Here is a 10,684-nt window from a genome sequence, read left to right as displayed (position 1 = left end):
AGGGTATTGATCCAGCACCGCCTCATAGCAGCGCACGCGGGTGAAATGGTCGATGTCGCCGGGTTTGGTCATGCCGACGACCGGGTGGATCAGCAGGTTGGCCTGCGCTTCCTTGGCGGCGCGGAAGGTCAGTTCCTGATGCGCGCGGTGCAGCGGGTTGCGGGTCTGGAAGGCGACGATGCGGCGCCAGCCGAGCTTGCGGAAATAGGCGCGCAGCTCGTTGGGGGTGTCGCGGCGGGCGCGGAAGTCATAGTGCACGGGCTGCTGGATGCCGGTGACGGGGCCGCCCAGATAGACCTTGCCCGCCTGATTGTGCAGGTAGTTCACCGACGGGTGCGCCTCGTCGTCGGCGCCGAAGACGCCCTTGGCCTCTGCCGATTTGTCGGGGGTCCAGCGGTCGGTGACGGTCATCGTGGCCAGGATCACGCCTTCCTGATCGCGCAGCGCGATGTCCTGACCGATTTCCAGGCTGTCGGCGAAGGCTTCGGACACGTCCAGGGTGATGGGCATCGGCCAGAGCGTACCGTCGGCCAGGCGCATGTCCTTCACGACGCCATTGTAGTCGTCTTCGCCCATAAAACCTTTCAGCGGGTTGAAGCCGCCGTTCATCAGCAGTTCCAGATCGCAGGTCTGGCGCGGGCTCAGATCATGCGAGGTCAGGTTGCCGGCCTCGAGCTTGAGCTTCTGGGCGCTGTCGTAAGAGACGTAGAGTTCGGGAATGGGGGCCAGATTGGAGGACATGGGCATTGAAATCTTACCTGATACTGAATGAGTGTGAAAACGGCCAAAGCCGCCTGACATCGGCTAGTAGACGCCGCAGGTGGCGCGATTCAAGCGAAGTCGTGGCGATTTTGCGCAAAACAAACGCAAGCGGTGCCCGAAGGACGCGCCCGCGAACACCGTTTGGCCGATCCCGCGTGGGGCGGAACATATGTCCGGCCCCGAAGGCGGGTCGCGGCGAAACGCGGGTGGCTGCGGTCTATTCCGCCTCGACCGGGGCGCCGTAGCCCAGCGGTTCCGACTCGTCGCGGCCTTCGTCCTCGCCGACCTCGGCCAGGAAACGCTCGGCCTCCAGCGCGGCCATGCAGCCCATGCCCGCCGAGGTGACGGCCTGGCGGTAGACGTGATCGGTCAGATCGCCCGCGGCGAAGACGCCGGGCACCGAGGTGGCGGTGCTGTCGGGCCTGGTCACCACATAGCCGCCCATGTGCGTCTCCAGCTTGTCCTTGACCAGTTCGGAGGCGGGGGCGTGGCCGATGGCGACGAAGAAGCCCTTGGCGGGGACCTCGGTGATTTCCCCGGACTTGACGTGGCGCGCGCGCACGCCCTCCACGCCCAGCGGGCTTTCGCTGCCGACGACCTCCTCGACCGCGTGATTCCACAAAACCTCGATCTTGGGGTTCTTGAACAGCCGGTTTTGCAGGATCTTCTCGGCGCGCAGCTCGTCGCGGCGGTGGATCAGCGTGACCTTCGAGGCGAAGTTGGTCAGGAAAAGCGCCTCTTCCACGGCGGTGTTGCCGCCGCCGGCCACCACGACCTCTTGCCCGCGATAGAAGAACCCGTCGCAGGTCGCGCAGGCCGACACGCCGAAGCCCTTGAACTTTTCCTCGCTGGGCAGGCCCAGCCATTTCGCCTGTGCGCCGGTGGCCAGGATCAGCGCCTCGGCGGTGTAGGTGGTGCCGCTGTCGGATTTCGCAGTGAAGGGGCGTTTGGACAGGTCCAGATCGGTGATGATGTCGGAAATGACTTCCGTTCCCATCGCCTTGGCGTGGGCTTCCATCCGCACCATCAGGTCGGGGCCCTGGACCTCGGTATCGCCGGGCCAGTTCTCGACCTCGGTGGTGATGGTCAGCTGTCCGCCGGGCTGGATGCCCTGGATCAGCAGCGGCTCCAGCATGGCGCGGCTGGCGTAGATGCCGGCGGTGTAGCCCGCGGGGCCGGAGCCGATGATCAGAACTTTGGCGTGACGAGTGGCGGACATGGATACCCCGGTTTTTTGCGACGAGCGGTCGACCCCATATAAAAGCCCGCTTCCCGATGCGAAAGCCCCGAGAGGCGGCGGGGCGGCGGCGGCTTGTCGGGATTCGCGCGCATTTCGGGCCTTGCGTCGGGGCCGGATGCGGTTTATCGGCCCAGCGTGGCGAAGGATGTTGCGCAACTTTGAAATATTGTTGCGTCAGCGCCGCTCTGCGCGTAAGTTGCGAAAAAGCAAATGACCTCGGGGTTCCCTATGGCAAATTCGAAACTCGACCCGATCGACCGGATGATTCTGGCCGAGCTGCAAGCGGACGGCCGCATGACGAATGTGGAACTGGCCAAACGGGTGGGGATATCGGCGCCGCCCTGTCTGCGGCGCGTGCGCACACTGGAGGAAAGCGGCCTGATCCGCGGCTATCATGCCGAAGTGGACCCGCGCGCGCTGGGTTTCGAGGTGCAGGTGTTCGCCATGGTGGGCCTGCACAGCCAGGCGGAGGTCGACCTGAGCCGCTTCGAGGCGCGCTGCGAGGGCTGGCCGCTGGTCCGTGAGTGCCACATGCTCAACGGGGAGATCGATTTCATCCTGAAATGCGTGGCCCCCGATCTGAGCAGCTTTCAGACCTTTCTGACCGAAGAGCTGACGGCGGCCGAGAATGTGGCCAGCGTCAAGACGTCGCTGGTGATCCGCGGCGCGAAGGATGAACCCGGCGTGCCCTTCGACGTGCTTGAGGCCCGCCTGCGCAAGGCGCCCTGAGCGCTCGCGGATTCGGGGCGTCATGGGGCGTCAGGGGACGTCTCGGGATGCCGCGGACCCGGCCCCGCGCGCGATGCAATGAAAACGCCCGCAACCGTCGGCAGAACGGTCGCGGGCGCCTCGTTTTCCGGGCCCTGCGCGGTCTCGAAAACCGCCGCCGCAGGGCGTCGGGTCGAGGTCAGGGGCAGCTTGCCTGCGCCGCGGACGGCGCGCTCTGGAAAGCGATAAGGCGTTCGGCCAGCGGCGCGGCCTCCTCCGGCGGTGCCGCGCGCCGCGCGGTCTTGGAACTGCGCGACCAGGGCAGCGGCTTTTGCGCCTTTTCCGATTCCCTCACGATCTGCTCGATCCAGCGCGTTTTCATGTTCATGTGCCTTTGTCCCTATACCCCCGGGCGCCGCTCGCGGCGTAGGGGCCTTTATCCTGTAGGCATCGAACATGGCGCCCGATTGGGGCGGCCGCGTGGCGTTGATCGGATCATTCGGTGATGCTTGCGTGACGGGTCTGCGGCCGCCGCGGGAGCGGCTGGATCAGAGCCGGATGCACGACATGAGGCGGCCGTAATCGGCCTCGGCGCGGTGCACGCTGCGGCGGTAGGAATAAAAGAGATCGGGGTCGGCATAGGTGCAATGACGCGTCCAATCCGCCGCGGCGACCCCGGCCTGGCGCAGACGGTGCAAACCGAACCCGGTGAGGTCGAATTGCAGCCGGTCGCCGTGGCCTTGGGCGAAAAATCGAGCGCTGTCGGGGTCTTCGGCGATGAAGCTGTCCATGAAATCCGGCCCGACCTCATAATTGCGCTGGCTGATGGAAGGGCCGATCACCGCCACGATACGCGCGCGATCGGCGCCCAGGGCCAGCATCGCCTCGATCGTGGCGTCCAGCACACCGCCCAACGCACCTTTCCAACCGGCATGGGCGGCACCGACGACGCCCGCGTCGTGATCGGCGAAAAGCACCGGCTGGCAATCCGCCGTCAGAATGGTCAGCGCGAGCCCCGGCACCGCCGTCACCATCGCGTCGGCGCGCGGTGGTGTGCCCTCGTGCGGGGCCTTCACGGTCACGACATCCGGCGAATGCACCTGATGGACCGAAATCAGCCGGTCGGGCGGAACGCGAAGCGCCTCTGCCACGCGGCTGCGGTTGATGGCCACGCTTTCTTTCTGGTCGGACGAGCCGAACCCGCCGTTCAACCCCTGGAAGATCCCGGACGAGGCGCCCCCGCTGCGGGTGAAGAACCCGTGCGTCAGCGGCGACAGCAGTTCGTGGGTCAGGATCTTGAGCGTCATGGGGCATATCCGGGCGGCAGGGCGGACCCCGGCGGCACCAGGGCGAGCGACCGGAACAGGCTCCCCATTTCCTGGGGGTGGGTCAAGCGGCGATGCGCGCGGATATGCGATGCCAGCGCGTCGCCCTGCAATCTTTCGGCGAGGGCGCGCGCGCGGGCGGTGATGCCCAGGCGTTCCAGCAAGACGCCCAGGCTTACCAGCGGGCTGGCCGCGGCGGGGCGGGCGGCCTGTGCCAGCGCGCCGAAATCGACATGCGCAGTCAGATCGGCCTCGCCGCAATGGGCAAAGGGGTCGGCGTGACCCTGCCGGTGCAGCGCCTGAAAGGTATCGCCCAGCGACCGGGCGGCACCGTAATCCACGATCAGCGCGACCCCGCCGTGCCGTGCGATCGCCGTGCCCAGCAGGCCCGCGATGCGGCTCGCCTCGGGGCAGATCTCGACCACATCGCCGTCGACGGTATCGCCCATCCGCGCGGCAAGCTCGGGCAGGGCGACCGGCCCGCCCAGAACGGGACTCAGCCGCCCGTCCCTGATTGCGACCAGCCGCTCGCGCCACACGGCATCCTGGCGCTGGAACTGGCGGATCGGCAGGGCGTCGAAGAATTCATTGGCGATCACGAAGACGGGCTGCGGCGCGGCATCCGACGTCAGATCCGCGGCATCGTCGATCCAGACCGCGCCCTCGGCCGGGTCGTTTGGCGGGCGCGTCGGCGAAGGTTCGGGCGCGTCTGCCTGCCTGGCCGCCCGCGCGCCCAGCGCGGCGCGCTGAAGCTTGCGCAGGCTGGGGCTGGCTTCCAGCAGGGTGACGCGCGCGGCGGCGTGAAAGCCCGGCACGCGGGCGGTCGCGCGCAGTAGATCGCGCATCAACGTGCCGCGCCCGGGTCCCAGCTCCGCCAGGGTAAAGGGGGAGGGGCTGCCCTGATCCAGCCAGCTTTGCGCCAGCGCCAGTCCCATCAGCTCCCCGAACATCTGGCTGATCTCGGGGGCGGTGGTGAAATCGCCGGCCTGCCCGAAAGGATCGCGCGTGGCGTAATAGCCGTGGCGCGGATCGAGCAGGCAGATCGACATGTACTCGGCCAGGCCGATCGGCCCCGTGGCCGCGATGCGGGCCACGAGCTGCTGTTCCAGCGGGCTCATCGGAGGGGGCTGCACCGCTCAGCGCGCCCGGGCGCGTGCGCGCAGGGCATAGGCGATCAACCCCAGCCCGACGGCGATCATCGGCAGCGACAGCAGCTGCCCCATGCTGAGCCCGGTGCCGGTTGCGCCGAATTCGATCACATTGCCCATCGGGTTGTCGGGGGTGATGAACTGGGCGTCGGCCTGGCGCGCGAATTCGACGATGAAGCGCGCCAGACCATAGCCGGTCAGAAACACCCCCGTCAGATAGCCGCGCCACCGCAGCCCGCCGCGATAGGCCAGCGCCAGCAGCAGCGCGCCCAGCAGCAGCCCTTCCATTCCCGCCTCATACAGCTGCGAGGGGTGGCGCGCGCAGGGGCCGACCACGCCGGGGCAGTTCTGGGCCATCTGGCCCGGAAACACGACGCCCCAGGGCAGGTCGGTCGGACGGCCCCAGAGCTCTCCGTTGATGAAATTGGCGATGCGGCCCAGCAACAGCGCCGGCGGCACGCCGACGGACACGGCATCCGTCATGCCCAGCAGGGGAATGCCCTGCCGCCAGCAGAAGATCACGATCCCGGCAATCACGCCCAGCATGCCGCCGTGGAATGACATCCCGCCTTGCCAGACCATCAGGATCTCACCGGGGTTTTGCAGGTAGTAGCCCGGCTGATAGAACAGCACGAAGCCCAAGCGCCCCCCGATGACGACGCCCAGGATGATCCAGGTCATCAGCGCCTCGAGCTGCTCGCCGTTGGCGGGGGCCTCGCGGCCGGGCCACAGCGCCTCGTTGCGCAGCAGTTGCAGCGTGAGTCGCCAGCCGATCAGAATGCCCACGATATAGGCCAGCGCGTACCAGCGCAGCGAAAAGACGAAAAATCCCAGATCGAGCGAAAAGATCTCCGGGCTGATCTGGGGAAAGGGGATGAGGGCCTGCATGATCGTCCTTTAGCTGTATCTGCGTCTTTCGATGCGAAACCATCCCCGCGGGAAGGGTTTCGCCTTGATGCCCGAGCGGCAGAAACCCATATATCGATTGTATAGTGGAGGCGTAAGATGCAGACCCGAAACAAGATGTTCGACGACTTTTCGCAGTTGATGACCAATGCGATGGGCGTGGCCCAAGGTGCAAAGACCGAAGCGCAAACCGCCTTCAACGGAATGATCGATCGCTGGCTGGCTGATCGCGATCTTGTGACCCGCGAGGAATTCGACGCGGTGCGCGCGATGGCCCAGAAGGCGCGCGAGGAAAACGACTCGCTCAAGGCCCGGATCGACAAGCTGGAAGGCAAGGCCGGCCCTGCCGCGCCGTCCAATCAATCCGGTCCCGGCACGGGTTCCGACGCCGGGTCCGGCAGCGACCGGGATGCACCTGAAACAAAACCGACCTGATCCGCGCGAATTCACAACGCTTTTCAGACCCCTGAGCGGCGGATCGCCCGCTTGGGGGCGCGTGCAACGGCGAAACCACGCCCCGCCCGCGCGCTCGAACTGCAAACTATCTGGGGATAGTTTGCAGTTTTGCCTTGCCTGCTTGCCCGAATGCGAACACCATATCTGGTATGGGGTTCTGCAAAATATATCCCCCCTAGACAACGACCCAGTGTATGGGGGGCAGTCGCCTCCCAGTGACAATCAGAGGGGCAGCGCATGGCATACTCCGAAGAATATCTGACAAGCGACGATCTTCACCCCATCGACATCGTTGAAACCCTCGCCCAGCATCATGAGTGGGATTTCGACCGTGTCGCCGACGACCAGATCGCCATGGCGATCGAGGGGCAGTGGCGCACCTATTCCGTCACGCTCGCCTGGTCGGAGCAGGATTCCACCCTGCGGCTGATCTGCACCTTCGAGATGGAGCCGCCGGTCGACAAGCTGCCCGCGCTTTACGAGGTGCTCAACCGCACCAACGACATGTGCTGGGCGGGCTCCTTCAGCTTTTGGGAAGACCACAAGCTGATGGTCTGGCGCTACGGGCTGGTGATGCCCGGCGAGGCGCTGGTCACACCCGAGCAGATCGACCGCGTGCTCAGCACCGCCGTCACCAGCGCGGAGCGGTTCTATCCCGCCTTCCAGCTTGTGTGCTGGGGCGATCAGCCCCCGAAAGAGGCGCTTCAGGTCGCCATTGCGGAGGCTTACGGTCGCGCCTAGGCTGCGGCCCTGAAATGACGGGCCAAGGCGGGACGACGGATGACATTGGATGATATAGCGCGGCGCGGATTGGTTCTGCTGGGCTGCGGCAAGATGGGATCGGCGATGCTGGGCGGCTGGCTCAGGCAGGGGCTGCCCGCGGCATCGGTGCATGTGCGCGATCCGCATCCCTCGGACTGGGTGCGGCAGCTGACGCAGGACGGTCTGGTCCTGAACGGCGATCTGCCGGACACCCCCGCGGTGGTGCTGATCGCGGTCAAGCCGCAGATGATGCAGGAAGCCCTGCCGAGCCTGCGGGCGCTGGGCGATGGCGATGTGCTGTTCGTCACGGTCGCCGCGGGCACCCCCATCGCCGCCTATGAGGCCGCGCTGGGCGCGCGCTCTCCGATCATCCGCGCGATGCCGAACACACCCGCGGCGATATCGCGCGGCATCACGGCGATCATCGGCAACGCCCATGCAAACGCGGAGCACATGGACATGGCCGAACGCCTGCTGTCCGCCGTCGGGCAGGTGGTGCGGCTGGACGCCGAGGCGCAGATGGATGCGGTCACGGGCGTGTCGGGGTCGGGTCCGGCCTATGTCTTTCACCTGATCGAGGCGCTGGCACAGGCGGGCGAGGCGCAGGGCCTCGACCCCGCCCTGGCCATGACGCTCGCCAAGGCCACCGTCGCGGGCGCGGGCGCGCTGGCGATGGAGGCGGCCGAAGATCCCGCCCAGTTGCGCCGCAATGTCACCAGCCCCAACGGCACCACGGCCGCCGCGCTCGAGGTGCTGATGAACGAGGAGCAGGGTCTTGCGCCCTTGCTGCGCCGTGCCGTCGCCGCCGCCGCCGACCGCAGCCGGGAGTTGTCGAAATGAGCGATCTCGTCGAATTCGCCGATTTCGCCAAGGTCGATATCCGGGTCGGCCGCGTCACCCGCGCCGAGCCCTATCCCGAGGCCCGGCGCCCGGCGATCAAGCTGTGGATCGATTTCGGCGGCGATCTGGGGGAGCGGAAATCCTCTGCCCAGATCACCGCGCATTACACGCCGGGCCGGCTGATCGGACGTCAGGTTCTGGCAGTGGTCAATTTCCCGCCGCGCCAGATCGGCAGGTTCATGTCCGAAGTTCTTGTGCTGGGCCTGCCCGACGCCGATGGAGAGGTCGTGTTGCTGAGCCCCGATCACCCCGTTCCCGATGGAGGAAAATTGCACTGATGCCCGAAGTTCTGATTACCCGACGTATGCCCGACAAGGTCGTGGAAAGGGCGCGGTCGCTGTTCGACGTGACCCTGCGCAGCGAAGACGCCCCCGTCGGTGCCGAGGAAGCGCGCGCGCTGATGGAACGCTATGACGCGATCCTGCCGACGCTGGGCGACGCTTTCGGTTCCGAGACCTTTCAGGGCCTCGACCAGCCACGCTGCAAGCTGCTGGCGAATTTCGGCGTGGGCTACAACCACATCGATGTCTCCGCCGCGACCAGGGCGGGCGTGGTCGTCACCAATACCCCCGGCGCGGTGACCGATGCGACCGCCGATCTGGCGTTGACGCTGATCCTGATGACCGCGCGCCGCGCGGGCGAGGGCGAGCGCATGGTGCGCGCGGGCGCGTGGGAAGGCTGGCACCCGGTTCAGATGCTCGGATTGCATGTGTCGGGCAAGGTTCTGGGCATCATCGGCATGGGCCGGATCGGCAAGGCCATCGCCAAACGCTGCCACGCGGGGCTCGGGATGGAGGTGGTGTTCCACAACAGATCGCGCGTCGAGGATGCGGGCGTGCCCGCCACGCAGCTGAGCTCCGCCGCGGAGGTCGCGCGGCGCGCGGATGTGGTGGTGGTCGCCGTGCCTGGAGGCCCGCAGACCCGCCATCTGATCGACGCAGAGGTCTTCGCGGCCATGCAGCCCCACGCGATATTCGTCAATATCGCGCGCGGCGACATCGTGAAGGAAGCGGATCTGATCGCCGCCCTGCAACAGGGCCGCATCGCAGGGGCGGGGCTTGATGTCTATGAGTTCGAGCCCAAGGTCCCGCAGGCGCTGATCGACATGCAGAACGTCACCCTGCTGCCGCATCTGGGCACCGCCGCGCTGGAAACGCGCGAAGGGATGGGGTTGATGGCCGTCGAAAACCTGCGCGCCTTTTTCGACGGGGCGGAGCCGCCGAACAGGGTCTGACGCCACCTCCCGCCGGTCGTGTGGCTGCGATCGCGGCTGCCTCCGGCGGGGATATTTTCGCGACAATGAAGGGCCGCGCGGCGCCCTCAGATCAGCGGGATAAAGGGCACGTCGCAGGCGCTGAGCGCTGTCAGAAGGGCGATGGCGGTGATGAAACGCAGCATTGGTAACCTTTCGTTACGGGTTGGGCGTAGCTTAGCCCGGGGCTGGCCGCGTTGCGGCCGTCTGGTGGTCGGTGTCCAGCCAGACGCGCACGGCGGCCTCGAAGGCGCGCGGGCGTTTGGCGTGCAGCCAGTGCCCCGCGGCGGGTATGCCCGCGAACTGGGCGGCGGGGAACAGACGGCGGATGGCGGGCCGGTCCGCGCGGCTGACATAGTTCGAGGCGCCGCCGGTCAGGAACAGGGCGGGGCCGGTGAACTGGCCCTCGATTTGCGGAAAACCTGTGATTTCGGGCATTTCGCGTTCCAGCACGTCGAGGTTCAGCCGCCAGCGCGGCGGTTGGGCCTTGAGGTCGAGCGATTGCAGCAAAAAGGCGCGGGTGGCGGCGTCGGCGATTGTATCGGCCAGCCGGGCGTCGGCCTCGCCGCGGCGGGACAGACCGGACAGGTCCAACCCCCGCATCGCGTCGATCAGCGGGGTCTGGCTGTGGCCATAGCTGATCGGCGCGATGTCGGCGACGATCAGCTTGCGCAGCAGGTCGGGCCGGGTCAGCGCCAAGATCATCGCGGCCTTGCCGCCCATGGAATGGCCAAGGACATCCATCCTGCCACCCCGCGCGCCGATCACCTCCGCCAGATCGGCGGCCATGTCGGCATAGCTTTGACTGTCGGCGCGCGGGCTGTCACCGTGGTTTCGCATGTCGACCGACACCACCGGCCTGTCCTGCGACAGGCGCTTGGCGATCGCCCCCCAGTTGCGCGCCGACCCGAAGAGGCCGTGCACGATCAAAAGCGGCGTGCCGCCCGGACCAGGCGGATCATATGCGATGCGGTTCAGCAGCGCCGTCACATCCCCTGATAGATGGGAAAGCGCTTGCAGAGGGCGAGCACCTCGTCGCGGACGCGGGCCTCCAGTGCGGCGTTGCCGTCGGGGCCATCGGCGGCGAGCCCGTCGGTGACCTGCACGATCCAGTCGGCGATCTGGCGGAATTCGGCCTCGGCGAAGCCGCGGGTGGTGGCGGCGGGGCTGCCCAGCCGGATGCCCGAGGTGACGGTGGGCTTTTCGGGGTCGAACGGGATGCCGT

11 protein-coding genes and 3 pseudogenes are annotated in these 10,684 nt (G+C 67.0%); 6 read left to right on the top strand and 8 right to left on the bottom strand.

Features of this window, described 5'->3' with window-relative positions; all coding sequences use genetic code 11:
• Both ACU0BR_RS04710 and trxB read right to left on the bottom strand, forming a co-directional pair.
• Positions 1-747: pseudogene (locus ACU0BR_RS04710) on the bottom strand (adenylyltransferase); the annotation flags it as partial.
• 232 nt (positions 748-979) lie between these two features.
• Complete coding sequence (gene trxB, locus ACU0BR_RS04705) at positions 980-1,981, bottom strand: thioredoxin-disulfide reductase (RefSeq protein WP_446155694.1); 1,002 nt, start codon at positions 1,979-1,981, stop codon at positions 980-982.
• Positions 1,982-2,230: 249 nt separating this feature from the next.
• Between trxB and ACU0BR_RS04700 the strand changes: the two genes are divergently transcribed.
• Positions 2,231-2,731 carry an Lrp/AsnC family transcriptional regulator gene (locus ACU0BR_RS04700; protein WP_446155693.1) on the top strand — a complete coding sequence of 167 codons (501 nt, stop codon included), beginning with the start codon at positions 2,231-2,233 and terminating at the stop codon, positions 2,729-2,731.
• 178 nt (positions 2,732-2,909) lie between these two features.
• On the opposite strand, the gene ACU0BR_RS04695 is transcribed toward ACU0BR_RS04700, so the two are convergent.
• The 4 genes from ACU0BR_RS04695 to lgt all read right to left on the bottom strand — a co-directional run bounded on the left by ACU0BR_RS04695 (position 2,910) and on the right by lgt (position 6,071).
• The gene (locus ACU0BR_RS04695) at positions 2,910-3,098 is read right to left on the bottom strand and encodes a hypothetical protein (protein WP_446155692.1); all 189 of its coding nucleotides are present in this window, start codon (positions 3,096-3,098) and stop codon (positions 2,910-2,912) included.
• A gap of 160 nt (positions 3,099-3,258) precedes the next feature.
• On the bottom strand, positions 3,259-4,017 hold the full coding sequence (pgeF, locus tag ACU0BR_RS04690) for a peptidoglycan editing factor PgeF (protein ID WP_446155691.1): 759 nt from the start codon (positions 4,015-4,017) through the stop codon (positions 3,259-3,261).
• The gene (locus ACU0BR_RS04685; protein ID WP_446155690.1) at positions 4,014-5,153 is read right to left on the bottom strand and encodes a class I SAM-dependent methyltransferase; all 1,140 of its coding nucleotides are present in this window, start codon (positions 5,151-5,153) and stop codon (positions 4,014-4,016) included. The genes pgeF and ACU0BR_RS04685 overlap by 4 nt, the downstream gene beginning before the upstream one ends.
• An 18-nt stretch (positions 5,154-5,171) precedes the next feature.
• The gene (gene lgt / locus ACU0BR_RS04680; RefSeq protein WP_446155689.1) at positions 5,172-6,071 is read right to left on the bottom strand and encodes a prolipoprotein diacylglyceryl transferase; all 900 of its coding nucleotides are present in this window, start codon (positions 6,069-6,071) and stop codon (positions 5,172-5,174) included.
• A 117-nt stretch (positions 6,072-6,188) separates the two neighbouring features.
• Here lgt and ACU0BR_RS04675 point away from each other — a divergent pair.
• From ACU0BR_RS04675 to ACU0BR_RS04655, 5 genes and pseudogenes are all read left to right on the top strand, one after another.
• Positions 6,189-6,425: pseudogene (locus ACU0BR_RS04675) on the top strand (accessory factor UbiK family protein); the annotation flags it as partial.
• A gap of 357 nt (positions 6,426-6,782) precedes the next feature.
• Positions 6,783-7,286 carry a YbjN domain-containing protein gene (locus ACU0BR_RS04670; RefSeq protein ID WP_446155688.1) on the top strand — a complete coding sequence of 168 codons (504 nt, stop codon included), beginning with the start codon at positions 6,783-6,785 and terminating at the stop codon, positions 7,284-7,286.
• 39 nt (positions 7,287-7,325) lie between these two features.
• Positions 7,326-8,147: a pyrroline-5-carboxylate reductase gene (gene proC / locus ACU0BR_RS04665; protein WP_446155687.1), complete on the top strand. Its 822-nt coding sequence runs from the start codon at positions 7,326-7,328 to the stop codon at positions 8,145-8,147.
• Positions 8,144-8,485 carry a tRNA-binding protein gene (locus tag ACU0BR_RS04660; protein WP_446155686.1) on the top strand — a complete coding sequence of 114 codons (342 nt, stop codon included), beginning with the start codon at positions 8,144-8,146 and terminating at the stop codon, positions 8,483-8,485. The genes proC and ACU0BR_RS04660 overlap by 4 nt, the downstream gene beginning before the upstream one ends.
• Positions 8,485-9,441 (top strand): 2-hydroxyacid dehydrogenase, encoded by a 957-nt coding sequence (locus ACU0BR_RS04655; RefSeq protein WP_446155685.1) that lies wholly within the window; start codon positions 8,485-8,487, stop codon positions 9,439-9,441. The genes ACU0BR_RS04660 and ACU0BR_RS04655 overlap by 1 nt, the downstream gene beginning before the upstream one ends.
• A 195-nt stretch (positions 9,442-9,636) precedes the next feature.
• Here ACU0BR_RS04655 and ACU0BR_RS04650 read toward each other — a convergent pair whose 3' ends face one another.
• Positions 9,637-10,440: an alpha/beta fold hydrolase gene (locus ACU0BR_RS04650; protein ID WP_446155695.1), complete on the bottom strand. Its 804-nt coding sequence runs from the start codon at positions 10,438-10,440 to the stop codon at positions 9,637-9,639.
• 5 nt (positions 10,441-10,445) lie between these two features.
• A pseudogene (gene glyA, locus ACU0BR_RS04645) lies at positions 10,446-10,684 on the bottom strand (serine hydroxymethyltransferase); the annotation flags it as partial.

Source organism: Brevirhabdus sp. (genome assembly GCF_052826345.1).
This window is presented reverse-complemented; position numbering and strand designations above follow the sequence as displayed.

What these genes read in the sequence shown, in the direction of transcription:
- trxB (WP_446155694.1), bottom strand. Translation starts at nt 1,981, where the DNA reads ATGTCCGCCACTCGTCACGCCAAAGTTCTGATCATCGGCTCCGGCCCC.
- ACU0BR_RS04700 (WP_446155693.1), top strand. Translation starts at nt 2,231, where the DNA reads ATGGCAAATTCGAAACTCGACCCGATCGACCGGATGATTCTGGCCGAG.
- ACU0BR_RS04695 (WP_446155692.1), bottom strand. Translation starts at nt 3,098, where the DNA reads ATGAACATGAAAACGCGCTGGATCGAGCAGATCGTGAGGGAATCGGAA.
- pgeF (WP_446155691.1), bottom strand. Translation starts at nt 4,017, where the DNA reads ATGACGCTCAAGATCCTGACCCACGAACTGCTGTCGCCGCTGACGCAC.
- ACU0BR_RS04685 (WP_446155690.1), bottom strand. Translation starts at nt 5,153, where the DNA reads ATGAGCCCGCTGGAACAGCAGCTCGTGGCCCGCATCGCGGCCACGGGG.
- lgt (WP_446155689.1), bottom strand. Translation starts at nt 6,071, where the DNA reads ATGCAGGCCCTCATCCCCTTTCCCCAGATCAGCCCGGAGATCTTTTCG.
- ACU0BR_RS04670 (WP_446155688.1), top strand. Translation starts at nt 6,783, where the DNA reads ATGGCATACTCCGAAGAATATCTGACAAGCGACGATCTTCACCCCATC.
- proC (WP_446155687.1), top strand. Translation starts at nt 7,326, where the DNA reads ATGACATTGGATGATATAGCGCGGCGCGGATTGGTTCTGCTGGGCTGC.
- ACU0BR_RS04660 (WP_446155686.1), top strand. Translation starts at nt 8,144, where the DNA reads ATGAGCGATCTCGTCGAATTCGCCGATTTCGCCAAGGTCGATATCCGG.
- ACU0BR_RS04655 (WP_446155685.1), top strand. Translation starts at nt 8,485, where the DNA reads ATGCCCGAAGTTCTGATTACCCGACGTATGCCCGACAAGGTCGTGGAA.